The 26,540-nt window shown below is 40.8% G+C and carries 31 protein-coding genes; 8 read left to right on the top strand and 23 right to left on the bottom strand.

Annotated features, from left to right (window positions below; genetic code table 11):
- Positions 1-43: 43 nt before the first annotated feature.
- The 5 genes from ACTJKA_RS04205 to rpmG all read right to left on the bottom strand — a co-directional run bounded on the left by ACTJKA_RS04205 (position 44) and on the right by rpmG (position 3,246).
- A complete protein-coding gene (locus ACTJKA_RS04205) occupies positions 44-1,582 on the bottom strand; it encodes a rhomboid family protein (RefSeq protein WP_108611169.1) in 1,539 nt (512 codons plus the stop codon).
- Between the two features lie 87 nt (positions 1,583-1,669).
- Positions 1,670-1,843, bottom strand: coding sequence for a hypothetical protein (locus tag ACTJKA_RS04200; RefSeq protein WP_181362754.1), 174 nt, complete (start codon positions 1,841-1,843; stop codon positions 1,670-1,672).
- A gap of 100 nt (positions 1,844-1,943) precedes the next feature.
- Positions 1,944-2,408 (bottom strand): hypothetical protein, encoded by a 465-nt coding sequence (locus ACTJKA_RS04195; RefSeq protein WP_007501250.1) that lies wholly within the window; start codon positions 2,406-2,408, stop codon positions 1,944-1,946.
- A 79-nt stretch (positions 2,409-2,487) separates the two neighbouring features.
- A complete protein-coding gene (locus tag ACTJKA_RS04190; protein WP_035702759.1) occupies positions 2,488-3,048 on the bottom strand; it encodes a 5-formyltetrahydrofolate cyclo-ligase in 561 nt (186 codons plus the stop codon).
- Between the two features lie 48 nt (positions 3,049-3,096).
- The gene (rpmG, locus tag ACTJKA_RS04185) at positions 3,097-3,246 is read right to left on the bottom strand and encodes a 50S ribosomal protein L33 (RefSeq protein WP_008360061.1); all 150 of its coding nucleotides are present in this window, start codon (positions 3,244-3,246) and stop codon (positions 3,097-3,099) included.
- A 450-nt stretch (positions 3,247-3,696) separates the two neighbouring features.
- Between rpmG and ACTJKA_RS04180 the strand changes: the two genes are divergently transcribed.
- Entirely contained in the window at positions 3,697-4,044 is a 348-nt protein-coding gene (locus ACTJKA_RS04180) for a hypothetical protein (protein ID WP_003217285.1), read from the top strand.
- Positions 4,041-4,541: an endolytic transglycosylase MltG gene (locus tag ACTJKA_RS04175; protein ID WP_008342335.1), complete on the top strand. Its 501-nt coding sequence runs from the start codon at positions 4,041-4,043 to the stop codon at positions 4,539-4,541. Before ACTJKA_RS04180 ends, ACTJKA_RS04175 begins: the two co-directional genes overlap by 4 nt.
- Before the next feature lie 45 nt (positions 4,542-4,586).
- Here ACTJKA_RS04175 and pstB (ACTJKA_RS04170) read toward each other — a convergent pair whose 3' ends face one another.
- From pstB (ACTJKA_RS04170) to ACTJKA_RS04130, 9 genes are all read right to left on the bottom strand, one after another.
- On the bottom strand, positions 4,587-5,369 hold the full coding sequence (gene pstB / locus ACTJKA_RS04170; protein WP_017367606.1) for a phosphate ABC transporter ATP-binding protein PstB: 783 nt from the start codon (positions 5,367-5,369) through the stop codon (positions 4,587-4,589).
- Between the two features lie 15 nt (positions 5,370-5,384).
- Complete coding sequence (gene pstB, locus ACTJKA_RS04165) at positions 5,385-6,197, bottom strand: phosphate ABC transporter ATP-binding protein PstB (RefSeq protein WP_007501258.1); 813 nt, start codon at positions 6,195-6,197, stop codon at positions 5,385-5,387.
- A 23-nt stretch (positions 6,198-6,220) separates the two neighbouring features.
- The gene (gene pstA, locus ACTJKA_RS04160; protein WP_007501259.1) at positions 6,221-7,105 is read right to left on the bottom strand and encodes a phosphate ABC transporter permease PstA; all 885 of its coding nucleotides are present in this window, start codon (positions 7,103-7,105) and stop codon (positions 6,221-6,223) included.
- A complete protein-coding gene (gene pstC, locus ACTJKA_RS04155; RefSeq protein WP_017357999.1) occupies positions 7,105-8,031 on the bottom strand; it encodes a phosphate ABC transporter permease subunit PstC in 927 nt (308 codons plus the stop codon). The genes pstA and pstC overlap by 1 nt, the downstream gene beginning before the upstream one ends.
- Before the next feature lie 79 nt (positions 8,032-8,110).
- Complete coding sequence (locus ACTJKA_RS04150; protein ID WP_007501261.1) at positions 8,111-9,028, bottom strand: phosphate ABC transporter substrate-binding protein; 918 nt, start codon at positions 9,026-9,028, stop codon at positions 8,111-8,113.
- Between the two features lie 214 nt (positions 9,029-9,242).
- On the bottom strand, positions 9,243-11,378 hold the full coding sequence (locus ACTJKA_RS04145) for a peptidoglycan D,D-transpeptidase FtsI family protein (protein ID WP_039964027.1): 2,136 nt from the start codon (positions 11,376-11,378) through the stop codon (positions 9,243-9,245).
- A 122-nt stretch (positions 11,379-11,500) separates the two neighbouring features.
- Entirely contained in the window at positions 11,501-12,787 is a 1,287-nt protein-coding gene (locus tag ACTJKA_RS04140; protein WP_008342348.1) for an MFS transporter, read from the bottom strand.
- A gap of 128 nt (positions 12,788-12,915) precedes the next feature.
- Entirely contained in the window at positions 12,916-13,524 is a 609-nt protein-coding gene (gene sodA / locus ACTJKA_RS04135; RefSeq protein WP_007501264.1) for a superoxide dismutase SodA, read from the bottom strand.
- A gap of 183 nt (positions 13,525-13,707) precedes the next feature.
- On the bottom strand, positions 13,708-14,193 hold the full coding sequence (locus tag ACTJKA_RS04130; protein ID WP_160757519.1) for a DUF456 domain-containing protein: 486 nt from the start codon (positions 14,191-14,193) through the stop codon (positions 13,708-13,710).
- Positions 14,194-14,336: 143 nt separating this feature from the next.
- On the opposite strand from ACTJKA_RS04130, the gene ACTJKA_RS04125 reads away from it, so the two are divergent.
- Positions 14,337-15,089: a DUF1189 domain-containing protein gene (locus ACTJKA_RS04125; RefSeq protein WP_035390831.1), complete on the top strand. Its 753-nt coding sequence runs from the start codon at positions 14,337-14,339 to the stop codon at positions 15,087-15,089.
- A gap of 39 nt (positions 15,090-15,128) precedes the next feature.
- Here the strand turns inward: ACTJKA_RS04125 and ACTJKA_RS04120 are convergent, their stop codons facing one another.
- Positions 15,129-15,674 (bottom strand): GNAT family N-acetyltransferase, encoded by a 546-nt coding sequence (locus ACTJKA_RS04120; protein WP_046527055.1) that lies wholly within the window; start codon positions 15,672-15,674, stop codon positions 15,129-15,131.
- 185 nt (positions 15,675-15,859) lie between these two features.
- Between ACTJKA_RS04120 and ACTJKA_RS04115 the strand changes: the two genes are divergently transcribed.
- Both ACTJKA_RS04115 and ispG read left to right on the top strand, forming a co-directional pair.
- Positions 15,860-16,162 (top strand): hypothetical protein, encoded by a 303-nt coding sequence (locus ACTJKA_RS04115; protein WP_079919855.1) that lies wholly within the window; start codon positions 15,860-15,862, stop codon positions 16,160-16,162.
- Between the two features lie 106 nt (positions 16,163-16,268).
- Entirely contained in the window at positions 16,269-17,384 is a 1,116-nt protein-coding gene (gene ispG, locus ACTJKA_RS04110; protein WP_008342357.1) for a flavodoxin-dependent (E)-4-hydroxy-3-methylbut-2-enyl-diphosphate synthase, read from the top strand.
- A 48-nt stretch (positions 17,385-17,432) separates the two neighbouring features.
- Here ispG and ACTJKA_RS04105 read toward each other — a convergent pair whose 3' ends face one another.
- Positions 17,433-17,795, bottom strand: coding sequence for a DUF308 domain-containing protein (locus ACTJKA_RS04105; protein ID WP_008342359.1), 363 nt, complete (start codon positions 17,793-17,795; stop codon positions 17,433-17,435).
- Positions 17,796-17,934: 139 nt separating this feature from the next.
- Here ACTJKA_RS04105 and ACTJKA_RS04100 point away from each other — a divergent pair, with 139 nt between their 5' ends.
- A complete protein-coding gene (locus ACTJKA_RS04100; protein ID WP_008342361.1) occupies positions 17,935-18,513 on the top strand; it encodes a 5' nucleotidase, NT5C type in 579 nt (192 codons plus the stop codon).
- A 227-nt stretch (positions 18,514-18,740) separates the two neighbouring features.
- Here ACTJKA_RS04100 and ACTJKA_RS04095 read toward each other — a convergent pair whose 3' ends face one another.
- From ACTJKA_RS04095 to ACTJKA_RS04075, 5 genes are all read right to left on the bottom strand, one after another.
- On the bottom strand, positions 18,741-19,658 hold the full coding sequence (locus ACTJKA_RS04095; protein ID WP_171465584.1) for an ROK family protein: 918 nt from the start codon (positions 19,656-19,658) through the stop codon (positions 18,741-18,743).
- Positions 19,659-19,799: 141 nt separating this feature from the next.
- Positions 19,800-20,228: a Fur family transcriptional regulator gene (locus ACTJKA_RS04090; RefSeq protein WP_003217433.1), complete on the bottom strand. Its 429-nt coding sequence runs from the start codon at positions 20,226-20,228 to the stop codon at positions 19,800-19,802.
- Positions 20,206-21,066, bottom strand: coding sequence for a metal ABC transporter permease (locus ACTJKA_RS04085; RefSeq protein WP_007501274.1), 861 nt, complete (start codon positions 21,064-21,066; stop codon positions 20,206-20,208). The genes ACTJKA_RS04090 and ACTJKA_RS04085 overlap by 23 nt, the downstream gene beginning before the upstream one ends.
- Positions 21,066-21,842 carry a metal ABC transporter ATP-binding protein gene (locus ACTJKA_RS04080; RefSeq protein ID WP_008342368.1) on the bottom strand — a complete coding sequence of 259 codons (777 nt, stop codon included), beginning with the start codon at positions 21,840-21,842 and terminating at the stop codon, positions 21,066-21,068. Before ACTJKA_RS04080 ends, ACTJKA_RS04085 begins: the two co-directional genes overlap by 1 nt.
- A gap of 136 nt (positions 21,843-21,978) precedes the next feature.
- On the bottom strand, positions 21,979-22,860 hold the full coding sequence (locus ACTJKA_RS04075; RefSeq protein ID WP_017367617.1) for a YitT family protein: 882 nt from the start codon (positions 22,858-22,860) through the stop codon (positions 21,979-21,981).
- A gap of 140 nt (positions 22,861-23,000) precedes the next feature.
- On the opposite strand from ACTJKA_RS04075, the gene ACTJKA_RS04070 reads away from it, so the two are divergent.
- A complete protein-coding gene (locus ACTJKA_RS04070; RefSeq protein ID WP_008342377.1) occupies positions 23,001-23,255 on the top strand; it encodes a DUF2624 domain-containing protein in 255 nt (84 codons plus the stop codon).
- 49 nt (positions 23,256-23,304) lie between these two features.
- Here ACTJKA_RS04070 and ACTJKA_RS04065 read toward each other — a convergent pair whose 3' ends face one another.
- Entirely contained in the window at positions 23,305-24,198 is an 894-nt protein-coding gene (locus tag ACTJKA_RS04065) for a deoxyribonuclease IV (protein ID WP_017358005.1), read from the bottom strand.
- 9 nt (positions 24,199-24,207) lie between these two features.
- A complete protein-coding gene (locus ACTJKA_RS04060) occupies positions 24,208-25,527 on the bottom strand; it encodes a DEAD/DEAH box helicase (RefSeq protein WP_024718822.1) in 1,320 nt (439 codons plus the stop codon).
- 155 nt (positions 25,528-25,682) lie between these two features.
- Between ACTJKA_RS04060 and vrrA the strand changes: the two genes are divergently transcribed.
- Entirely contained in the window at positions 25,683-26,402 is a 720-nt protein-coding gene (gene vrrA / locus ACTJKA_RS04055; RefSeq protein ID WP_035390838.1) for a VrrA/YqfQ family protein, read from the top strand.
- The last annotated feature ends 138 nt before the right edge of the window (positions 26,403-26,540 follow it).

Raw genomic sequence — 26,540 nt, 5'->3', positions numbered from 1 at the left:
GATAGGATAAGCGTATTCATAAATACGCTTTCAGTCAAGTCATTCAACGTGTTTGAGTGTTTTCAATATATTGTTTCAACTTTAAAAATTGGTCATTTTGCGGATCTTGTTTTAATGCTTTTTTGATGAATTCGTCTGCTTCCGCTGTCTCGCCTTTTTCTACATACAACAACGATAAGTGATACAATTTATTCGGCTCATTTGGATCTTTTTCAAGCGACTTTTGCAAATACTCAATGGCCTTGTCAAGATGTCCAAGCTGCGCTTCGGAAAGCGCATATATATGAAGTGCTTCAGCTGAGGCATCCTTTTGCTTTACATATTCCTCTAGACGCTGACTTGCTTCGCTATAGTGCTTTTCATCAAATAAACTCGCTGCCTCGCTAGTTGCCGCCGCTTCTTTTTGATCGTCTGAATGAAACCCTGTATACAATCCAAAGCCGCCAATAAGGAGGAGAAGAAGACTAGCAAGAAGCATTTTGACAGGCTGAAACTGTTTAGGAAGACGGACCGCTAAAGCGGCTAAAAATCCCCCAGCGAGCCCCCCAAGATGCCCTGCATTATCAATCCCTGATACAGTGAAACCTATCCCTAAGTTGATGAGGATAATCACGATAATATTTGTCCCCATCGTACGAAAGAAGAGCTTCCGGTTAGAAATCGCTAAATATAACAATGCGCCTAAACAGCCAAAGATCGCACCTGATGCTCCTGCTGCGATGGCTGTATTAAACACAAAGCTCGCTATGGAGCCAAAGATGCCGGAAACTAAATAAATCAGCAAAAATCTCCCTGAACCATAAATTCTCTCAACAGCCGCTCCAACGGACCAAAGAGCAAATGTATTAAAGAGTAAATGCGTCAAACCAATGTGTAAAAACATAGGTGTCACAAAACGCCACCATTCACCCTCTAAAATCAGCATATTATTTTTCGCACCAAATGCTGTTAAAGTGGCTGTATTGGTACTTCCACCAGATAATTCAAGTAAAAGAAACATCACCACTTGAACTGCGATTAACATATAGGTAAAAATCGGTCTGCCATTTTGAAAAACGGCCCGTTCTCGTTCACGCTGCTTTTCCTGATCATCAAATGCCTGAAGCACGTTCATTTTAAGCTGCATTGCATCCTCAAATGTATCTCTCTTCGCTTCTTCTACATCAACTGCAAGCGATGTATTCAGCCATTTTTGCAGTTCGTTTACATCGTTTTGAAGAGCATCTGCGCTTAGTAATACAGGCGTAACTGTCACCTTTTTCTCTTTTTGCGGCTGGCCGCTTAGGTCTTCCCAATCATCTACTGGAACATCAGCTGTAAATTGCAGCTGTAAGAGATGAAGAGATCGTTTACGCATAGCTTCTCTCAGCTGATTGATCCGATACGTTTGCTCCTCAATATCTCGAACGATCTCCTGCCTAAAATTCACATCTCTTCTATATAGACGGATGAGATCGTACCCTGAGTTTCGTGGTGCTTCAAAAAATATTTCATCTTCTGGATACGGACTTTGAATCATCTCGTATCCTTTTTGTCTTAGTTCATCAACAACTCGCCAAAATAGACTATCTATGACATTCATTCATTCGCGCTCCATTTTTTACATTATTATAGCAAGAATCGTACTTATCCGCATTTCTAAACAAAAAAAATCCCGGCGTTTGCGGGATTAGAATGCTTGGCGAATAAATTTCGTCCGAAAATATGGGATTTTCATCAGCCATTTAATAAAAAGGTGACGCACTTGATTTTGACCTAAAATCAAATTCATCAGCCGATAACGGTTTTGCACGAGTACGAATGCAAACAGTGTGAACACAACGCTCCAAATCATTTTATTCATCATATTCCCTCCTATGTTCGTATCGTGGCTTAAATAGGATTTGTTTATGCATGAACCATCGTTTTTATCACTTTGAATGGTTCCTTTCATTAGCCAGCCTTCACAATCTAATCCCCTGTTCTTTTGATTGAATATAAAAAACCTCTTCACCCTCTGATTGATAACAGGAAACATCAAATTGATGAAGATCCACTAAATCCTTGAACGTATGAGGTAGCTTACAATTCGCCTCTAACTTTTCCATCTTATGAGGGAAGTAATTGTCGTTCGGATTTGGCGTATGAACATATACGGCGTCTAAACCAGGGTCATGTTCGTGAATACAAATCCATGTTTGGTATGGCTTTTTAAATGCTTCAAGCTGCTTTAGCAGCCTATTGTATAAAGCGATATGAGCTTTTATATGCTCTCTTCTTATTTTTAAGCTATTTTCCCCAACTCCAGAAAAATCAAGGTGCGTATGCCAAAAATAAAACCATGAATCATGATCGAGTATTAGGTCACAAGTATTCACTTCCTCCCACACATTGCGGAAGTATCTTTTCTTTCCACGAAATTTTTTCAAAACGAACCTCCTATCAGCTAAAATGCCATGACTCTAATGAAACGCCAAAAAGCCCGTTCAATGGGCAAGCAGCGGACTTTTACTTTTGATATAACAGACCTTTTTCACTGACAATCATAGACACCGATATGTCATGCGCTTCAGCCGGCACATACTCGATTTGCTGTAATGACAGACAAAGGGCAATGGTTACACCGTGATAGTCCGCTAAGTAGCGGTCATAATAGCCGCCCCCAAATCCAATACGGTAGCCTTGTTGATCGAAGCATACCCCAGGAACAATGATCAAATCGATTTCTTCTTTATGTACAGCAGCCGACACCTGAGGGTCTGGCTCTGTTAGCCCAAAGTAGCGGGATATCATCTTCGTTTCCGGTGTATATTCATAAAACGTCATCTCTTTTGTTTCCGGGAAACAGGTCGGTACACATACTGTTTTCCCCTCCTGCCATGCTTTTTCAATCAGAGGCATTGTCGGTATCTCTTTTCCTCTAGACATAGTGAGCGCAATCGTATTTGCATGTTTCCATGCTGGCAGCTGAAACAAGTGCTCATGAAGGAAAGCGGTGCTTCGCTCGAATTCCTTAGCACTCATCTGATCAAGCTTAGCTAATGTTTGAAGACGAAGCTCTTTTTTCACACAGATCATCTCCCATCATAAAAAAACAGCAGGAAAATTCCCTGCTGCTTACTTTGTTTCACGATGTAAAGTTTGTTTTTTATCACGTGAGCAATACTTTTTGAATTCAACGCGATCTGGATTGTTTCGCTTATTCTTTTTAGTAATATAGTTACGCTCACCGCATTCAGTGCAAGCTAGAGTAATATTTACGCGCATGTTTTTCCCTCCAAACTAAAATCAATTCACATTCAGACCTAACTATAATACCACTTCTAGCTAAGGAATGCTAGAATGTTTTTTCACCAATTTCATTTTTCAATGCATTCCACCCGCATCCTGATCCATATTGTCTGGTCATGTGATGAAAAATCGCCTTCTCCCCTATAAAAACACGTTCTTTGTCGTACTGTATACATGAGAACCCCTCTTTGTTCCACAGCTTTTTTTCATCTGATCCGTCTTCTTTTATTTTAACAGCGGGCAAGGTTTTCATACTTGGTTTCCCTATAAAAAGAAAAATGATGAAAAAAAGGTGATTTTTTCAGCAATTCCTTTTGAAACTAGCTTTTTTATGGTATAAAAAAGAAGGGTCGAAAACTGTCTGAAACAATCATGAGAGCCTTTTTTGGCTTTCAGCATTAAAATATGAATAAAAGGTGATGAAACATGGAAATTGCAATTATCGGTTTGCTTGTTGTCAGTATTGTACTGATCGCATTCTCATATTTTCAAAGAGAGCCGATTAAAGAAGTCGAACAGGAACTTGAAACACTTCAACTATCTGCAATGCAAGAAATCTATAAACTGAAAAAGAAAATGAAGGTTCTTGAAGAAGAATTGCTTGAAACAAACATCGTTGTCCGCAAGCATTCAGAAATTGATCCATCTATTGCAAGACAAATCATTTCAAAGCATCAAAATGGCATGTCTCCTGAGGCGATTGCGCGCGCTGAGCATGTATCTGTAGAAGATGTGAACATGATCATTAAAGACAACGAGAGGGTGCTTGTATGACGAAAAAAAGCATCCAAACGTTTGCAGCAGGTATGATTCTTGCAACTGGTGTTCTGGCGATCGTCTTTTTCCTTACTGGAAAAGATGAAGCGGCAGCTGATTCTACAACAAAAGAAACCCTCGCAGCAAAAGTGACAGACACTGACGTGAAAAATTACTTAGACTCTAAAAAAGAAGTCTCCGTCAGCCGTGAAACATATCAACAACTTCTTGATTATAAAGAAAAAGCGCTGAAAGCAAATGAAGACGGCGATTCTCAGAACGATAAACAAACAACGGACAAGCCAAAAGGCAAAACGGTTAAATTCGTGATTAAAAACGGTATGAGCACAAGTGATGTTTCAGACATGCTTGAAAAGGACGGAATCATCAACTCATCTAAAGATTTTAATGATTACGTGATAGACGCAGGCTACCATAAAGAAATTCGTGCCGGCAAATTCAATTTAAAAACAGGTATGACATTCAAACAAATTGTCAAAGCCTTAACAAAATAACATCAAAAAACCCCCTGGCGGCATTGACCTCCAGGGGGTTTTTGATTATCCAAATCGTCCTGATATATAATCATTTGTTCTTTGATCATTTGGCTCTGAGAACATCACATTCGTATCATTGACCTCAACAAGCTCGCCCATCAAGAAGAACGCTGTTCGGTCTGATACCCTTGCCGCTTGCTGCATATTATGCGTCACAATGGCAATCGTATATTTCTCTTTCAATTTCATGATTAATTCTTCAATCTTTAATGTTGAAACAGGATCAAGCGCAGATGTTGGTTCATCCATTAATAGAATATCCGGGCTTGTGGCAATGGCTCTTGCGATACAAAGACGCTGCTGCTGACCGCCGGAAAGACCTAATGCAGGCGCACTTAATCGATCTTTCACTTCATCCCAAAGGGCAACATCACGAAGCGCTTTTTCAGCGATTTCTTTCAATTGCTGCTTGCTCTTCACCCCGTGAATTCTTGGCCCGTAGACGACATTATCAAAGATAGATTGAGGGAATGGGTTTCCTTTTTGAAAGACCATTCCGACGTTTTTACGCAGTTCCACTAGATCGACACGGCCTTTTAAAATATTGTCACCGTTATACATCATATCCCCGGTGATTTTCACACCTGGCACTGTTTTGACCATGAGATTTAAGGTCTTTATAAATGTTGACTTTCCGCAGCCGGACGGACCGATAATCGCTGTGACCTCATGCTCTTTAATGTCTAAATCAATATGCTTCAGTGCGTGATGTTGTCCGTACCAAAGGTTCATATCATTCACACGAAACACTTCTTTTTTGGCTGTTTCAGTTGCTACTGCATTCATCAAAATCCACCCGCCTTATCCGAATCGACCATTAATATAGTCTTCTGTTTTTTGCTGCGCAGGACGTGTAAAGATACGTTCAGTCGCATCGTATTCCACTAGATCACCGTTCAGGAAAAAGGCTGTATGATCAGATACACGTAACGCTTGCTGCATATTATGTGTGACAATGACAATCGAATAATCATGTTTCAATTCCGATAATAGCTCTTCAATTTTTGCATTTGAGATCGGGTCTAAGGCAGAAGCCGGTTCATCTAATAAAAGCACGCTAGGTTTCATCGCAAGGGTACGTGCAATACAGAGGCGCTGCTGCTGGCCGCCTGATAATGATAAGGCAGATCGGTGCAAACGATCTTTGACCTCATCCCATAGCGCTGCCTTTGTTAAGCTTTCTTCTACCGCATCATCAAGCACTGATTTCCTTTTTTCACCCGCATATTTTAGCGCATGCGTAATGTTGTTGTAGATGGATTTAGGAAATGGGTTTGGCTTTTGGAAGACCATTCCGATTTCTCTTCTTAAATTCACCACATTAATACGGTCATCCAAAATATTTAACCCTTCGTACATGATCGCCCCTTCACTTCGTGCACCTGGAATTAGGTCGTTCATGCGGTTAATGCTGCGTAAAAAAGTCGATTTTCCGCACCCTGATGGGCCGATTAATGCAGTAATTGCATTTTTTTCAATTTCAAATGAAATTTGATTGACTGCTCTTTTTTCACCATAATAAATACTTAAATCCTGCACCTGTAGAATCTGTTCCGCTTGAAGTGGAGCCTTTTTTGCTGCAATCTCTTTTTTTTCTGCTAGCATTTGAACCATATCCCCTTCACACCTCTCACTATTTATTTTGACGTAAGCTTCTTATGAATAAATGAACCAAGCCATCTAGCTGCTAAGTTGAATACTAATACAGAGAGCACAAGTACGGCTGATGCACCATTTGCAATGGCCTCTGCATCTGGAATAATCCCCTGTGTATTGACGTTCCATATATGAACGGCTAATGTTTCTGCCGGTCTAAAAATATTCAGTGGTGATGTATCGGAGAAAGGACTCCAGTTTGTAAAATCAAGACGCGGTGTTGAAAGACCTGCTGTGAAAAGAAGAGCAGCCGCCTCACCGAAAACTCTTCCCGATGCTAAAATCGCTCCGGTAATAATGGATGGAATCGCACCTGGGATCAGAACCGTCTTCACTGTATGCCACTTTGTCACACCGAGCGCAAGCGATGCTTCCTTTTGATCCTTCGGTACAGATCGAAGTGCATCTTCTGTCACCCTGACCATCACTGGCAGATTAAAGACAGTCAGCGCAAGGGCTCCTCCGATGATCGTATAGCCCCATCCTGTTAAATTAACAAACATCAGCAAACCAAACATACCGATGACGATCGATGGCAGAGAAGATAACACTTCAATACATGTACGAATAAAATCAGTCACTTTGTTTTGAGGTGCATATTCTGCCATGTACACCCCGCCGCCCACGCCAAGAGGCACGGTAAACAGCATCGTAATAAATAGAATGTAAAACGAGTTAAACAGCTGATCCCTAATACCGCCACCAGAGCCAATCGCACTTGAGCGGGTAGTCAAAAAGTCAAAATTTAATTCTTTGGCACCGTTGAAGATGATATAAGAAAACAAGCCAACAAGTATCGCCGTGATAATGGCGGCACATAATCCAAAAACGATTGTGGCAAAACGATCGGTCATTTTGCTATTCATTAAATCTTCCTCCTAGATGACAAGTATCTGATAATGAGTATGAACATAAATGATACAACTAGAAGGACAAGTCCCATTGACCAAAGTGTATTGTTTTCAACACTTCCATACGTTGTATGTCCCATGTTTAACGTAATAATGGTTGTTAATGTACCAGCTGTGTCCATAATACTTTCTGGTAGATTACGCGTGTTTCCAATGACCATCTGAACGGCAAGGGCTTCTCCAAATGCTCTTGCCATTCCAAGCACGACTGCTGTCATTAATGTCGGAAGCGCTGCAGGTACAAGAACACGTCTGATCGTTTGCCATCTTGTTGCGCCTAATGCATACGATCCCTCACGTAAACTTTTTGGAAGTGAAGCCATTGCGTCAGTTGCAATGGATGTAACAGTTGGCAGAATCATAATAGAAAGGACAATCGTTCCTGCTAAAACACTGTGCCCTGAACCGCTTGACTTGAAGTGTCCAATAAACGGCACCAATACTGTAAGACCTATGAATCCGTAAACAACGGATGGAATCCCTACAAGCAGTTCAATCACTGGCTGGAGAATTTTCCGTCCCCATGCAGGTGCAATTTCTGTCATGAAGATCGCTCCTGCGATGCCTAGCGGTGCTGCTATGAGTGCTGATAGAAGCGTGACAGCGATTGATCCAAAGATAAATGGAAATGCGCCGTATTGCGGATTTTCCGCTGTAGGGTTCCAATTGATACTGGTTAAGAACTCAATTGGGCTTACACCATTTACGATGAAAGATTGTAAACCCTTAATGCCAAGGAAGATTGTGATGGCAATTGATACAGCAATCATTAAGAATGCGCAAAATTTCACCAAAATACTTCCTCTTACTTCATCCATTTGCCTATTTTTTTTCGAGCTGATCAGTCGATCGCTCGCTTCTGTATGTTCTATCTGTTTCATCTTTTTCTACACTCCTATGAATGTCATAAAAGGAAAAGTGAAAAGCTCCACTTTTCCTTCATCATCAATTCAAGACCTTTTACTTATCTGTTTGTTTGCCTGTTGCGTCTCTTTCTACTTTCATATTAGAGACTGAGATGTAGCCTTGGTCTTTAACGATTTCTTTTTGTACTTCGTCACTCATCAAGTAATCTAAAAATTGTTTTGCTAAACCGTCTGGCTCACCTTTTGTATAAGAGTGCTCGTATGCCCAAATTGTATATTTACCGCTTTCTACATTGCTTTCTTCTGGTTTCACACCATCAATGCTAAGCGGTGTAATTTTGTCATCTGTTAAATAAGAGAATGCTAGGTACCCAATCGCACCTGGTGTTTCTGCAATCAACTTTTTCACTGTGTTTGAAGAATCCTCTGTGATTCCTTCTGCAGGTGTCGCGCCGTCAAGTGCATATTTCACAAATGTTGCACGAGTTCCTGATGAGTCTGGTCTGTTCACAAGTGTGATTTTTTGGTCTTTCCCGCCAAGCTCTTTCCAGTTTTTGATTTTACCAGTGAAGATTTTTTTCAATTCGTCCTTTGTGATGTCTTTGACACCAACTTCAGGGTTAACAGCTGCAGCCATTCCAACAACTGCTACTTTGTGGTCTTTTAAAGCTTTTGCGTCGATTCCGTCTTTCTCTTCTGCGAATACATCTGAGTTCCCAATTTGTACAGATCCTTCTGATACTTGAGAAAGTCCTGTTCCTGAACCGCCGGCTTGTACTTGAATATCGGCTTTTGGATGTTTATCCATGAATTTTTCTGCTGCCGCAAGAACTAAAGGCTGCATCGCAGATGATCCTGAGATGGTAATGGAACCTGATGCCTCATCTTTGTTTGAAGCATTTCCTTTACTGTCTTTTGAATCTCCGCTTGAGCTGCTGTTTCCGCATGCTGTGACGAATGCTAACAATGCGATAGTAAGGAAAGTAAGCAGCCATAATTTGTTCTTTTTCATTTCAAGAATACCCCCTGAATAATTTGTCCTACGAGTAATACATTAAAGGTTCTTTATTAATTTCGTTTAAATGGAATGTTAAGGTTTTGTAAATGTCGAAGATTTGTAGAGAAATTGCGGGGTTTTTTATGATTTTTGTCAATTTATATCGAAAAGTTTGAAGAAAATATAAAAAAACGCCCACAAAAAGTGAGCGTTTTTACCTAGAATAGGTCTAGTTATTTGTTTCTGCTTCATTTTCAATTTTGTTTTTGTTCTTCGCTTGTGTATCATTGCTTTCCTGTTTTGATTTCAGTTCAAAGTACTTGTCTAATACTTGTTCACCAATATCATTTGTAATCGGATAGCGCTGGTTGTAATCTTGATACACCCAAGGCACGACAACTGAAATCGCTACTTCTGGATTATCAGCAGGCGCATACGCAACAAGTGTTGTGTTATACGTCGGTGTGCCGCGTTTGCTTTTAATCGGGCCGTCATAGAATGATTGAGCGGTCCCTGTTTTGCCAGCTGGATTGTATTTTTTGTTGCCAAAGTTCGAATAAGCTGTCCCTCTTGGGTTCTGCATCACAAGCTTGAATCCTTGCTGTACGCGTTTGATCTCATCACTTGTCATATCGAGCTTATTCAGTACATCCGGCTTGACGGACTCCGTTACAGCCCCAATGCCTCTTTGCGGATCTGGCTCTCTCACTTCTTTTACGAGCTGAGGACGTAAACGATAGCCGCCATTGGCAATCGTTGAAACGTATTGCGCCATTTGCAGCGGTGTAAACGTGTCATATTGTCCAATCGCATAGTCAAGTAACAGACCAGATTGTGTAGATGTTCCACGATAGCCAGTTGCTTCGTTTGGCAGGTCAATACCTGTCTCTACTCCAAGACCAAATTTACTAAAATTGTAACGGAACGTATCAAACGCCTTTGTATCAATTGGGAGCGGCTGATTCTTACGATATTCCCCTTTCCCAATTGCAATCGCTGTTTTAAACATATACACGTTTGATGAACGCTCTAGTGCGGTTAAATCATTAATGAGTCCCATATTTTGATAGGATTTTTTCGGCGGTGACTGAGCGATATAGAGCGGTTCATCGTATTGGGTGCTTCCAATATGAAGGACGCCTGTTTTATAACCTGTCAGCACAGTTGCCCCTTTTACTGCTGATCCCATCGCATATGATGATGTCATCGTTCCTAGTGCATAGTCATCAAATTTGTATGACCCATTCTTATTGGTAATCTGTTTACCCGCAATCGAGAGTACTTCCCCATTTCTCGGGTCCATCATGACAACAAACGCACGATCAAGAAGTTCTGTTCCGCCTCTTTGCTTCGCACTTTTCAAGTTCTTTTCGATGATTTTTTCCACCGCTTTTTGCAGCTGAATATCAATCGTCAGCACAAGGTCTTTCCCGCTCTTTCCTTCTGTTAACACTTTAGAGCTTGTGACATTGCCTTCTTTATCTGTTGTACTTTGTTCTTTTTCTTTTTGACCTTGCAGGACATCTTCATATTGATATTCAAGATAGCTTTTTCCTACACGATCATTTCGGCTGTAGCCGAGTGATAGATAATGTTCAAGCAGTGACGACGGAAGACCTTCATCACTTGAAGACACACTGCCGAGCATACTGCGGAGCAGTCCTTTATAAGGATAGCTGCGTGACCAGTCTGTTGTGACATCTACACCTGGCAGCTCGTCCAAATGCTCAGAGACGTAAGCAATTTCACTTGGTTTTACATCTTCATTTTTAATGAATTGAGGCGTAAGTGCATAGCCTGCATCCATTTGTCTTTTAATCGCAAGCACTTGCAAATCTTTTTTCGTCAGTTGATTTAATTCTTTGTCTGTGATGCGTTTCAGCTGGAGCTCGTATAGTTTATCATCAGAGACCTTATCGTCACCCTTTAAATCGGCTTCCTTTTGAACAAGCTTTTTCGCTTCATTCGGATGGGTTAAGATCCAGAAATCTTTTTTATCACGATCTGTGATTTTCTTCGTACTTACGTGAATCATATCCGCTAATTTTGTTGCCACTTTGAGCCGCTCTTCTTGTGAAGTCGTCGAGGTTCTCGTATATGTAATGGCATTTAGCGCTTTATTGCTGACAATCGTGTTATAGTTTCGATCATAAATTTTTCCGCGCGGAGCAGATGAGCTGACATTCACGTCTTCTTGTTTTTCTGCCTGCTTTTTATAATCTTCTCCATTCACAATTTGCACAAAACCGAGTCTGACCACAACACCGGTAAAAATAATGAACGCAGCTAAAAATAATAAATTCAGCCGGATCGGAAGTGTTTTGCGCCCTTCCTTCGCGTCTTTTTTGTTTTTCTTGTTTCTCATCACATCACCTTTTCTATCAAGAAAGAAATGGCACCCCTTTTTGTGTATAAAAGGTGCCATCATCATTTTAGCGGTTTTTCTATCATTTATCTAGAAATTTGATGTTCCATTGGTAAGAAATTTTACCTTTCTCCCTTCATAAGGTTCGTTTGAGAAACAGGCTTTTGACCGTCAGCCTCTTCTATATCAGCTGTTTTCTCTTTTAAATGAATGTCCTTTACAAAATAATAAATAAGGGTGTGCCCCGCTCCCAGTACGACAAGTGAAGCAGGAATCCCAAGCCGATCGCCCAGTAAGGTGACAGATAAAAGAAAAAAGACAATCGAACAAATACGCCCTGCATTTAAAAATAGTTCTCTGACGACAATATATTCAATTCGGGCTTTTCTTGCATATCTAGCATGACCGATGACATCGTAAGTTAAAGAGACATACGGAACTAGCAGAAGCGGGTAGCCGATCGCAATGGCTACTGCGTACATAAGCAGTGATACATAGGACAAGTGAAAGACGATTAAAAATAAAGCGCCGTATAAAATAAGCCCGCCAAACATAATCGCTTTTTTGCGCCATTTTTTCTTAATCAAACGAGTAGCAAAAAAATAGGCAAAAAAGGCAACACCTGAATTGACTAGACCAAATGTGCCTAAAGCAAGCTCACTGTTTGTTGCAATAAACACAAAGACACTGATTAAAAAGACAAACACGCCTTCACGGAGCCCCTGAAAAAAGTGAGCAGTTGTGATCTTACGCCAATTCTCGTCCGCATGGCGCTCTTTCCAAATTTGCTTAATGATAAATTTTCCTTTTGATTGTCTCCTCTTGAGGAAAAAACTCATCACAACCGCTAGTGAAAACAAAAAAAGCGATAAAGTGAAAATCACTGTATAGCCTGTATCATCCGTTAATTGAGAAATCACAATTCCTGCAATGAGCGGCCCGATCATACCGGCTGTAGAGGTAAGCACTCCTAAAAATCCATTAAAGAAATCCCTTGTTTCAGGTTCAGTAATCTCAAAAGTGAGCACGTTAAAGGCAAGCCAGTAAAAACCATAGCCGATTCCAAGCACACTGCCTAATAACACGAGCCGAGCTGCCGCTTGCTCTCCTGCCATGAGAACAATTAAGTAAAAAGCGGCTAAGAAGATGACACCGAAACGAAGGACAAATGCACGATCTATTTTTTTAGCGAGCCGTCCAGCAAATAAAAAGGTAATGGGCTGAAGGACAACAATCGCCAAGTTATAAATCGCAAGGTCTGTAAATCGCCCAGACTGTTTCCATAAATACACGTTCACAAACGTATTCGAAAGCGCAATCGCAAGTGCGTATAATCCGCCAATCGTGAGGAGGAGCAATAAATCTCTTGTGACATCCATGTCCCCGAACATTTTCTTTAATCTGCTCATATCATTCATTCTCCTTTTCTACACAATAGTCTGTCTCATCAAAAGGCAGATATGTAAAAAAAGGAGGGAAAATATAAAAAGACCCGCTCTCAGAGAGAAGCAGGTCTTTTCAAATCAAATCAAATCATTTATTTAGCTTCGCTGTAAAGGCGAGCCACTTCATCCCAGTTCACAACATTCCAGAATGCTGAAATGTAATCAGGACGACGGTTTTGGTAGTTTAGGTAGTAAGCATGCTCCCAAACGTCTAGTCCTAGGATTGGTGTTTTTCCTTCAGTTAAAGGAGAATCTTGGTTTGGTGTGCTTGTGATTTCAAGTTTGCCATTGTTCACAACAAGCCATGCCCAACCAGAACCAAAGCGTCCTGCAGCTGCTGCAGCGAAATCAGATTTGAATTTTTCAAATCCGCCTAATTCTTTTTCGATCGCATCTGCAAGTTCACCAGTTGGTGCGCCGCCACCGTTTGGTGAAAGAAGCGTCCAGAATAATGAGTGGTTCGCATGTCCTCCGCCATTGTTACGTACAGCTGTACGAATGTTTTCAGGCACAGAGTTCAAGTTAGCCACTAGCTCTTCAATTGATTGATCTTCAAGAGCTGATACACCTTCGATTGCTTTGTTTAAGTTTGTTACATAAGTGTTATGGTGTTTTGTGTGGTGAATCGTCATTGTTTCCTTGTCGATATGTGGTTCTAATGCATCGTAAGCATATGGTAATTCTGGAAGTTTAAAAGCCATGGTTAAATTCCTCCTTAGAAATGTATGTACTGAAATGCTTCCTTAGTAAGCAAGCAATTCACCCTAATCAAAGAGTATCAAAAGAAACGGCTTGTTTCAACGTTATTGCTCATGATCTGAAACATTTCAGTGTTTATTTTGTATTTAACCCTTCTGAAAGAGTGTTAAACACCGATTTTCCATTTAGCGAAGCACATAAAACAAAAAGATTCCCAGCATCAGTGCTTGAATCAACCCTTTTGCAAATACGCCTGACACAAAACCAATTAATGAGCCAAGCCCCACTTTCACACTTGTCTTCAGATCTTTTTGATGAACGAGCAGCTCTGCGATGACACTGCCGATAAATGGACCAATGATAATTCCAGCAATCGGAATCACAAAAGGACCGGCTAAAAGCCCAATGGTACTTCCCCAAATGGCCGCCCGGCTGCCGCCAAAGCGTTTCACCCCAATCAGATTGGAGACATAATCCGCGGCAAATAACACAGCTGTAAACATGGCTTGAATGAGCCAAAAGGTGAGCGTCAATTTCTCAAAGCTAAAAAAGAGCCCATATAAAATAAACCCAAAAACCATGAAAACCACACTAGGAATGATTGGATAGACAAGTCCCACAAACGCAATGATAAATGCACAGCCGATCAAAATCCAATACAGCACGTCCAATCCGCAGCCGCCTCCTTTTTATATGCTGTATACATTATGCCTCATTCCTTCTATCTTAACCAGCAATGAAGGCCGTACTTGTACTGAATGGATAGACATTGATACAATGTGAGAAATAGAAAAGAATGTAGGAAGTGAATCGGTTGAACGTATTTAGTTTATTGTTAAAAGGAATTTATTCACCAAAAGATATTGCCAGAGCACGTTTTACTGGGATTGGAAAGGCCATTTTATTCATCTTTATCCTTTCGATCATCGCAGCTGTCCCCCAGGGCTATCATATGAGCAAAGAGATTTCAAATGCGATGTCAGGATTTCAGCATGTGATTAAAAAAGATTTACCCGACTTTTCCATTGAAAAAGGAACGCTTCAAGCGGATCAAAGCACGCCGATAGAAAAAGAAGAAAACGGCATCACGATTATTTTTGATCCCGCTGAAAAAATAAAATCAAGTGAGCTTGAATCAAAACAAACAGCCATTGCGTTATTGAAAGAAAAAGCAGTGATTGCCATTGACGGACAAATGACAGATATTCCATACCAGCTGCTTGGCGGAACACTCACAAAAGATGAACTTGCCAGCGTCACAAACCAGAATCAAGCGATCATTATCCCTGTCATTTGTGTCCTGCTGTACCTATCTACTGCTGCTCTCATGTTCATCAGCGCAACATTCCTAGCCATGCTTGGCACATTTATTAAACGAATGCAGCAAAAAGAGCTGTCCTTTCAAATGCTTTGGAAGCTCTCTGCCTATTCACTCACATTAACAACCGTCTTTTTCGCCATCATGAGTGCATTAAACACGCCGGTTGCGAACTCATTTTTATTAAATTGGGTGATTAACTTTATTTTCTTATATCTTGTCGTTAAAGAAATACCTGCAAAAAAATAAGCTCCCTCATTTTGGGGAGCTTTTTTATTTGTTTTGACCCTATGACTCATCTGGATGGATGATCGCAAACATATAGTGATCCTCCCACTTATCATTGATCTTTACTTTTTTACGATGAAGTCCCTCATTTTCAAACCCTGTCTTCTCAAGCACACGAATGGAACCAATGTTAGATGGTTTTACGCCAGCTTCAATACGGTGAAGGTACAGTTCATAAAAGGCATAATCAATAATCAAACGAATCGCCTCTGTCATATACCCCTTCCCGCCTTGCTTTTCATCAAGTACATATCCAAGCAAAGCCCCTTGAATCGGTCCTCTTTCAACAGAATTGAGTGAGATCGTTCCAATTAATGCATCTGTTTCATTTAAGAAAATACCGTGCATATAGGCTTCATCTTTTGCACGCCTTTGCATACTACGGTTAATCCGTTCCTTTTGACGAGGTACAGTAAAAAAATCATCCTGAACCAAAGGTGTAAATTGCTGAAAATAAGTGCGGTTTTCTCGTTCAAGTGTTAATAGAGCTTCTGCATCACTTTCTGTTAGTGTTCTTACATATATATTCTGACTGATTTTCTTCATATACTCTCCCCCCTTTTTTTATTTTATCATAATAAAGAAAGCGCTTTGGCTTATCAAAAATTTTTCCGATTACAAGTCATAATAGAACTCACTAGAACCACCCTTCCTAGCTTTTTCACTCTTTTTGTTCTATCAACTCAGGGACAAACATACACTGAAGTAAACTCTTAAAAGCGGTGAGTAAAATGCGGCGAATTATTTTTTTACTAGTCAGTTTGTTTGTCCTCTTTATTATCTTTTTTGATTTAAAAAATGGAACGATCCCCGTTCAGGAAGGCCCTGCTGTTCCCGCCAGCGCCCTTCAAACAGCTGAAAAACAGGCATATAAAACTGTCACTGTTAAACAAGGACAAACCGTCGTCTCTATCGTACATACAAGTAAGCCATTAGATGAAGTGATCGAAGACTTTGAAGCACTGAATCAAGGCGTCAAAGCGAACGAAATTCGGGCAGGCAGCACATACAAGTTTCCGGTCTATAAGAGATAAAACGTTAATTCCTTGTCATTCATACGAAGAGACTGTTACAATATGAGATGTAAAACACGTCGTACACTGCAAACGAATTGCATGTACACTAAGGAGCGATTGACAAGTGAGTGAAGTCACACATCGTACAAAAACGCGTCCCGTCAAAGTGGGACCTTTAACTATAGGTGGAAACAATGAAGTCGTCATTCAAAGTATGGCGACAACCAAAACACATGATGTCGAAGCGACAGTAGCTGAAATTAAACGTTTAGAAGAAGCTGGCTGTCAAATCGTGCGTGTCGCATGCCCAGATGAGCGTGCAGCAAATGCGATTGCGGACATTAAAAAACAAATCAACATTCCCCTTGTTGTCGACATTCATTTTGACTACAAGCTTGCACTGAAAGCGATTGAAGCAGGTGCAGACAAAATTCGTATCAACCCAGGAAACATCGGAAGACGAGAAAAAGTCGAAGCTGTTGTGAAAGCGGCAAAAGAAAAAGGCATTCCCATTCGTATTGGGGTAAACGCCGGTTCACTCGAGAAAAAGATTCTTGATAAATACGGCTATCCAACAGCAGATGGTATGGTTGAAAGTGCACTGCATCACATTAAAATTTTAGAAGACCTAGACTTTCATGACATCATTGTCAGTATGAAAGCATCTGATGTAAACCTTGCGATTGAGGCATACGAAAAAGCAGCAAAAGCCTTTGATTACCCTCTTCATCTTGGGATTACAGAATCAGGTACGTTATTTGCAGGTACGGTCAAAAGTGCAGCTGGTCTTGGCGCAATCTTGAATATGGGGATTGGTAACACACTCCGTATTTCATTAAGTGCTGACCCGGTCGAAGAGGTCAAAGTGGCACGTGAATTATTAAAATCATTTGGCCTTGCATCAAATGCAGCAACACTCATCTCTTGTCCAACTTGTGGACGAATTGAAATTGACCTCATTAGCATTGCAAATGAAGTCGAAGAATATATTTCTAAAATTAAAGCACCAATTAAAGTAGCTGTTCTCGGATGTGCTGTAAACGGTCCGGGTGAAGCGCGTGAAGCTGATATTGGCATCGCTGGCGCTAGAGGTGAAGGCCTTTTATTCCGCAAAGGTGAAATCGTTCGGAAAGTGCCAGAAGAAACAATGGTCGAAGAACTGAAAAAAGAAATCGATAAAATCGCTGAAGAACATTATGCAAAAATGGAAGCTGAAAAAGCAAAACAAGCGAACGCATAACAAAGAACGCCTGACATCACTGTCAGGCGTTTTTCTGTTCCTGTCCTGTTAAAAGAACGGGGTGATAAAGATGCCGAGGATGACGGAAACGATTCCGATCCCGATTGACCACGCGCCAAGCGCATGTGCTCCTTTTCTTCTTGCAATATAACCAACGACGATTGCCGCTACCCCTAATAGCACCGGCAAGACAAATAATGAGATAATCGCAATCGCGAGTGCTGTATAGCCTATCCCCTTACTGCCTGAATCGTCACCTACATGGTCACGTTCTCTTCTGTCTTCACGATCTCTTGATGCTTGATATGGCTCTGCTATTTCAGCAGCTGTTTCCTCTAAATAGCCATCATCATTACTAAAGTGTGTGTCGATTTCACGATCATTTCTTCTGAAATCTTCGTCTCTTTCCATGATCAATTCCCCCTTTTGGTTAATAGAAAGGAGCTTTTTTAGTATGAGCAAAAATGTCTGTTTCATGTTTGCTAAAACTTGCTGGAATTGTGAATTGATTATGTTACACTTTAAGAGGATAAATATGAGGAGTGTGGGCATGTTACGTTTAGGAATTGATATCGATGGCACAGTCACGGCGCAGGACACCTTTGTCCCCTACTTAAATGAGTCGTTTCAATGTGACATCACACTAGATGATATGACGGAATATGATTTGACGAAGCTTTTAAAGATTTCAAATGAAGAATTTTGGGGCTGGATGAATGAGTATGAGCCTCTTATTTATAAACAGGCAAAGCCTGCCGAGGGTGCAAAAGAAATCCTCAATCAAATGAAACATCATCATCAATTGATTTATATCACAGCCAGAAGGCAGCATCACTCAGACATCACCTACAAATGGTTTGAGGAGAATCATGTCCATTATGACGATATCGAGCTTGTTGGCGGACATCATAAGGTGGAAGCTGTTCAAAAACATAAGATCGATGTGTTTTTTGAAGATCATCATGGCAATGCCACAATGATTGCAAAAGAAGCTGACATTCCAGTGATTCTGTTTAACTCACCGTATAATCAAATGCCAATTGATGAACGGATCATTCGCGTGAATAATTGGCAAGAAGCATCCCAATGGATCAAACAGTATGAAAAGCGTCTGCAAACTGCTTACTAAAACAGATCAAAAGCCGATACGTTTTTAATGTATCGGCTTCAGATTGTTGACAAAGGGCTAAAATGAACTTTATTTTAGCCCTTTGTCTTCGTTTCAGCGTGATAGAAAACCTTTGCAGCCCTAGGAAGGACGAGTACTGGCGCGGAGCGAATTTCACATTCGTGAGCACCGGAACGCAGGACTGACAAAGAATGCGAGGGTTTGTCTGCGCGCTGAAGCCGATCCGTTTAATGTATCGGCTTTTTGGTTGTACGATGATGTCCTTCTTTTATTAAAAAATGATAAAGTGCACCCATCATACCTGCCTGATTGAAGTAATAGCACGTTTCCAGTGTCACCTGTATGTTTTTCCATGCATGCAAAGTATGTAAATGTTTCTCAATGTTTGGAATCAAATCGGGCCTTGCACTCACGCCCCCGCCAATGAGGATTTTCTCTGGATTGAGAACTGTTGCCACATTGTAAATGCCAATTGCGATTCGCTTGTACCACTTATCGATCATCTTCTCAATGGCCGGATCTTGCTTGGCTTTTTCAAAGATTTCTTGACCGTCGATTTGCTGACTTTGTGGAATTCCTTGCTGCTCTTTGTAGCTTCGTATCAATCCAGCTGTCGAAGCACTGCTGTTGAGTGTGGTAAACTGACCATTTTCAGTTTCTGTCAGCATCATGCCAAATTCACCGCCGCGAAAAGAGGCACCGCGCACAAGCTCGCCACCAGCAAAAATACCACCGCCGACACCAGTCCCAAGCGTCATACATATAAAGCTGTCACACTCTTTCGCATGACCACTAAATTTTTCAGCCAGAGCTGCACAGTTCGCATCATTTTCTACTTCTACACGAAGTGATGTTTTTTCTTCCAAAAGTGTTTTGACATTTTGGCCATTTAAAGCAATAATCGCTCCTGCAAATTCCGTATAACCCGTTTGACTGTCAACAAACCCCGGAAGACTCATCGCAATCCCTTTGATATCCCAAGTCCTTTGATACTCTTTCACCACGTTCTCCATGTCCTCTAAAAACCGCTTAAGCTGCCGGCAGTTTGTTTCGTAGTCGCCGCTCGTGATCAGCTCACCATTTCGATTCATGACCCCGTGCTTTGTTTTTGTCCCGCCTACATCGAATACGATATAATACGCCACTTTTGACCCCTCCCCCTATTTCTAAAGACTCAAATCTGCTTCTATAGATGATCTGTTGTTCTCATTTTAATGAAACAGCTATCCTTTGTAAAACGTTTTCAACATGACAAAACAAAAAGCCAGCCCATCGGCTGGCTTCTTTCATGAATGAACTTCCTTCGGTTCGCAAGAAGGACACGTTCCGTAAATCTCAAATTTATGTCCGCTAATGTGATAATCCTCTAGATCAGCATCAAGCTTGTCCATAGGGCAAGCGTCGATTTCCTTTGTTTTACCGCATGTCAAACAAATAAAGTGATGATGATGATGGGAAAACGAACATTTAAAACGGAACAGTTTCTCCCCTGATAATTCCGTTGTCTCTAATATCCCAAGATCTTCATATAAAGACAGGTTTCGATAAATCGTATCAAAACTAAGCCCTGGGTAATCTTCACTTAATGCTGTTAATACATTTTTAGCGGTCAAGTATTTATCAGAATCAGAAAACAATTGAAGCATATCTTCACGTTTGCTTGTATATTTATAGCCTTTTTCCTTTAATAAATCAAGCGCTTCTTGTACGTTCATGATGATTCCCCCTTCTGAATTTCCCAATACTAATACACCCGATTAAAATCAAGATAGACAGCATCACAATGGTTCCACCCGGCGCTAAATCAAGATAATAACTTAAAATCAAGCCGACCATGACAGACAATTCCCCAAATAAGATGGAAAGGAAAATCGCCTGTTTAAACCCTTTGGCAATCCGAATACTTGCCGCAACAGGCAGTGTCATGAGTGCGGACACTAGGAGTGTACCAACAATACGCATCGATGCTGCGATGACAAGTGCAACGACTAAAATAAAAATAAAATGAATCCACTTAGCTGAAATACCAGAAGCCTTCGCATGTTCTTCATCAAAAGAAAGCAAAAACAATTCTTTATACAAGAGCACAACCACTAATACAACGACAAGTGAGATCCCAACAATGATCCAAAGATCGAGCCTTGAAACCGCACTGACACTTCCAAACAAATAGCTGAACAAATCTGTATTAAAACCATTTGCAAGTGAAATGAAAATAACAGAGATCCCAATACCACCTGATAAAATAATGGGAATCGCCAGCTCCTGATAATGTTTATACACAGAGCGCAGACGTTCAATAAACAACGAGCCAGCCACAGAAAAAGCCATTCCTAAGTAAAGCGGGCTAACCCCTGTCAAAAGTCCAAACTTTTTATCAAGGAATAAACTTGCCGCTATCCCAGCAAGTGATACGTGACTAAGCGCATCTGCGATGAGAGAGAGCCTTCTCACGACAATAAATACACCAAGTAAGGGCGCAATAAAGCCGATCAGCATACCTGCGATAAACGCATTTTGTAAAAATTCATAATGAAAAAATGGAAATAGCATTATTCATGTCCCCCATGATGGTGATGATCGTGATGAATCACTTGAATGTCATGCCCGTAAAACTGAGAAAGCGCCTGATCATCCATCGAATCAAACGTTTCCGCATCTCCATGAAAATGAAGTGTCTGATTTAAACAAGCCACATGCGTGACTTTGTCAGAAACGGTTCCTACATCATGTGTAACGAGAATTAAAGACATTCCTTTTTCTTTGTTCAATGTTTCTAGCAGCTGATAAAAGCCCTCTACTGTTCTTTGGTCTACACCCACAGTCGGCTCATCTAAAATAAGCAGCTTCGGCTGACTGACGAGTGCACGGGCAATAAATGTACGCTGCTGCTGACCGCCTGAAAGCTCACCAATGTTTTGGTGTTTTAAGTCTTGTATGCCAACTGAACGTATGGCCTCATCTACTTGAAGCTTATCCTGCTTACTCATGCGTTTGAATAAACCAATCTTCGCCGTTAAACCACTTGCCACGACCTCGTATACAGAAGCAGGAAAACCTGTATTAAAGCTATTCGCCTTTTGAGAAACAAATCCAATTTGATCCCAGTCTTTAAATTTTTGAGCAGGTGTGCCAAAGAGCTTCAATTCTCCCTGCTGTGGTTTAATCAAGCCAAGCAGGCATTTTAATAAGGTTGTTTTACCAGATCCATTCGGTCCAACAAGTGCTAGAAAGTTTCCTTCCTCTACTGTTAAATGAATGTGATCGATGACATTTCGCTGTCCATATGAATACGAAATGTCCTTCATTTCAATAATTGGCTTTGCCATAAATCTTTCCACCTTTAATCCAATATAAAAAGAATGATTACGATTTATACAACAAAAAGAAAATGGCAAAAGCCATTTTCTTTGTCCATACATACATTTCATTATATAAAAGAAAGATAAAAAAGTAAAATAAAAGCTAATGAATGGCTGTTTTGAATTTACCGCCTTTTGTTTCATGCGTATCCATAATCGTAATAAAAGCTTGACCATCAATTTCAAACACAATAGATTTCAGCTTCGTAATTTCAAGTCTTGTCACGACGGCGTAAATGACATCTTTTTCTTCATCGGTATAACCGCCTTTTCCTCTAAGCTTGGTCGTTCCCCTGCCGAGACGATGAAGGATCGCATCTGAAATTTCATCATAATAATCCGAAACGATAATGACAGCTTTTGTTTCATCTAGTCCTTGAATGACAGCATCAATTGTTTTCATTGCCAAATAATATGTCATGACAGAATACATAGCTTGCTCCGGTCCGAAGACAAAGCCCGCCCAAATAAAAATGAACACATTGACGATCATGACAAACTCACCGACGGAGAAAGGAATTTTTTTCGTCAGAAGAATTCCTAAGATTTCTGTTCCGTCCATTGAGCCTCCATTCCGTATCACAAGCCCAACGCCAAACCCGAGTAACAGCCCCCCAAATACAGTAGCTAAAATCGGCTGCGTCGTAAATGCCTCTACATGATGAAGTGAAGATTCAATCACGGCCAAGCTGACAATCCCAATCACAGTGGAAACCAAAAAGGTTTTCCCAATATGTTTGTATCCTGATATCATAAATGGAATATTTAAAATGACAACAATCGTCGCAAAATTAATGAATGGGTTATCCGTAAAAAGATAATCCAAAATAAGCGAAATACCGATGATGCCTCCATCAATAATATTGTTTGGCACTAAAAATAATTCAATGCTGACTGCTGCACATGCAGCTCCTACTAGAATCAGAAAAATTCTCAAAATAAAATGAGGCACTGATTCCTTTTTATGCTGTTTACTATTTGCCATACGTTCTCCCTTCTACACATGTTTAGTTTTCAATGAACATTTTATCCACTTTACTATTTTATCATTTCACAGAGTAAAATAAAATTTTTTGCACATTTTCCGTTTTCGCCCATACATTGATACAGAGGGGAGGAATGGAATTGATTTTAATTCAAAAAATTGTGTTACAGCGTCTGAATCAGATCACAGCAAATGACTTGTTAAGGTATGCGAAACAGTACGGGGTCAGTTTAACATCCAATCAGGCTGCTGAGGTCGCCAAACTCATGAATGGGAAAAACGTCAATATTTTTAATGATGCAGAGCGCAACCGGCTGCTTAAGCAAGTGGAAGCGATTACGTCTAAACAGACAGCACAGACCGTCAATGATCTGTTTAATCAATTCACAAATTAGGCAAAAAAGGGCCGCATTTAGCGGCACCTCATCACATTGCATGCACTTTTTATTGACCCGTAATCTTATCTAGTAAACCTTCATCAAATTGCTTTTCTTTCAGCATCGCAATTTCGAATTTGTAAGGTGGTTTCTTGTTCTTTTTATCTTCACCTACATAAGGCGTTTCTAGAATCTTCGGCACATCTTGAAGCTGTGGATGATGAACGATATAGCTCAGGGCATCAAAACCAATTTCTCCAAAACCGATATTTTCATGTCGGTCTTTTCTTGCGCCTTGTACATTTTTACTATCATTAATATGAAGAACTTTGATTCGGTCGATCCCGACAATTCGATCAAATTCTTCTAATACTCCATCAAAATCACTCACAATGGGATAACCTGCATCGTGCGTGTGACACGTATCAAAGCAAACAGAAAGTGCTTCGTTATGTGTCACACCGTCAATAATTTGGGCAAGCTCTTCAAAGCTTCTTCCGCACTCTGATCCTTTTCCCGCCATTGTTTCCAGCGCAATTTGAACCTCCTGCCCCTTCACAATGACTTCATTGAGACCTTCAATGATTTTTTGAATTCCAGCATCTGCACCTGCTCCGACATGCGCACCTGGATGAAGAACAATTTGTCTTGCACCTAGCGCTTCTGTACGCTCTATCTCAGAGCGAAGGAAGTCCACTCCAAGCTCAAATGTCGCTGGATTCACTGTGTTCCCAATATTGATAATATACGGTGCATGAACGACGATATCTGTCATACCATGCTCTTTCATATGCGCTTGTCCAGCTTCAATATTGAGATCTTCAATTTTTTTACGGCGCGTATTTTGCGGTGCACCTGTATAAATCATAAAAGTATTTGAACCATAAGAGGCAGCTTCCTCACTCGCTGCAAGAAGCATATGTTTTCCGCTCATGGATACATGTGATCCAATCTTCAACAATGTGTCCCCCTACTTTCCGTTACGCTTTGACTTTCTACGTTCTTGTCTTTTGATCTTATCCATCTCACGTGTCATTTTCTTTTTATATCCAGGTTTGACGGCTTTCGGTTTTCTGACAAGGCGTTTTGCTTTTTCTTCAATTTCATTTGGTGCTTTTTTACGTCTTTGACGCTTCAAACGATCATCTGCATCTCGCCATTCGCCATGAACAATTGTTTTGTTTTCAAACACAACACCCATTTTTTCAATTTGAACGAGTGCATCCTCATCAGCGAGATCATAAATGGTCATTGCAATGCCAGATGAACCAGCGCGAGCCGTTCTTCCCACACGGTGAACATAAAAATCAAGATCGGATGGGAGCTCATAGTTAATCACGTGGCTGACGCCCTTAATATCAATCCCGCGGGCAGCAAGATCAGATGCCACAATATATGTGAACTCCAAATCTTCAATTTGTTTCATCACTTTTTTACGTTCACGAGGCGTTAAACCGCCATGAAGCACCCCAATTTTCATTCCTTTTTCCTGTAGGAATGAGGCAATTTCATCAACAGTTGATTTTGTATTGGCAAAGATGATCCCTAAATAAGGCTGTACATTCGTCACCATTTCATGAAGTAATTTTAATTTATCACGTTGTTTAGATGGAACTAAAATATGCTGAATGTTTTCAGCCGTAATGCGTTTCGGTTCAACATGTGCATATTTCGGATTATCCATATATTTTTTGAGGAAAGGTTTTAATTTTTCTGGAATAGTTGCTGAGAACACGAGCATTTGCAACTGTTCTGGCATTTGTGAACCAATACGATCCACATCTTCTAAAAAGCCCATATCTAGCATAAGGTCTGCTTCATCAATGACAAGAGATGTTGCTTTGTACACATTCAGCGCTTGCTCATGAATAAGATCAGCAATACGTCCAGGAGTGCCGACCACTAAGTGCGGCTGATTCTTTAGCTTTTGAATGGATTTCTGCTTGTCCGTTCCGCCAATGTAAAGCTTTGCCTTTATTTCTTCTTCTGGAGGCGTATTTTTTAAGATCGTTTGTGCTTCTTTAAAAATTTGATTCGCTAATTCTCGTGTTGGTGCAGTAATGACCACTTGTACTTGCTCTTTGCTTGGATCAATTGAATGAATAAGCGGCAATAAATACGCATGGGTTTTCCCTGTTCCTGTTTGAGACTGTCCAATCACGCTTTCACCTTTTAAAACAGCAGGGATAATTCTTTTTTGAATATCAGTCGGCTCATAAAAGCCCAGTTCATGAATAGCATCTATAATAAAAGACTTTAATTCATATGTCGTAAATTTCGTTTCTTTCATGTTTTCACTCCTTAAGGCAATGCCTTTTTGCTCATCTCCTCATTATAGCTGATTTTCAGCAAAAAAACCATGTCCGCTTTTCTCACAGGAAACCAAATGATACTTCCCTGCATAACCTATGAAGAGAAAGAGAATGCAGTAAGGGAGGTACAAGTATGTTAGGGCAAAGGCCTATGGGCGATTTTCAGCCGCATCGCCCCTCACGCCGGCACCTTGGAAATGGCGGACAGCCCGGGATTTTTCAACGGAGACAGCAGGCTCCGATCGAACAGCCTTTTCAAGGGCAAGGCAACCAATTTCAACAAATGATGCCTCGCTCTCCGTCTGTACAAGGCGGCGGTCTACGCGGGATGGGTGGCATTCCTGGAGGCGAAAGCCGTGCACTAGGCGGCGCCGGAATTAAGGGCATGCTGGCAAAATTTCTTCCTGGAGCTGGAGGAGCAGGGATCTCTGGAGCTGGAGGTGGTGCGGGATTACAAGGAATCCAGAGCTTCGCAAACCCTGCGAACCTTTCAAGCATGTTAGGAAATGTTCAAAAAGTACTCGGAATGGCGCAGCAATTCACGCCTATGATTCAGCAATACGGTCCTTTAGTCAGAAATTTGCCTGCCATGATTAAACTCTATAGCCAGCTTGGCAGTGCGGATGATGATGAAACAAATACGAATGATGCAGACGAAGAACCAAAAGAAATCACTGCAGAAACAGACGTTCCGCACGAACAAGCAGCACCGGTTGATGATGAAATAGAAGAAGGAAAAGAAGAAGAACCAGAGGACATCCTTGTCAAAAAAACCACTGTACACACATCAGCTGCTCCTGAAGCAAAACCGAAAAAAAGATCGGGCAGTTCCATTCCAAAACTATATGTCTAGTGATCTTTTATAGGCGAAGTGTTTCCCATGTATAACAATCTTTGATATATGCGCTTACTTTGGCTATAATGAAGGAAGAGAATGATCAAAAGCCGTTTTTCACGGCTTTTTATATTGTTCTTCTCTAGCAGCACTTCC

The organism is Bacillus sp. 22190, from assembly GCF_052045575.1.
GTDB classification, from domain to species: domain Bacteria; phylum Bacillota; class Bacilli; order Bacillales; family Bacillaceae; genus Bacillus; species Bacillus altitudinis.
This window is presented reverse-complemented; position numbering and strand designations above follow the sequence as displayed.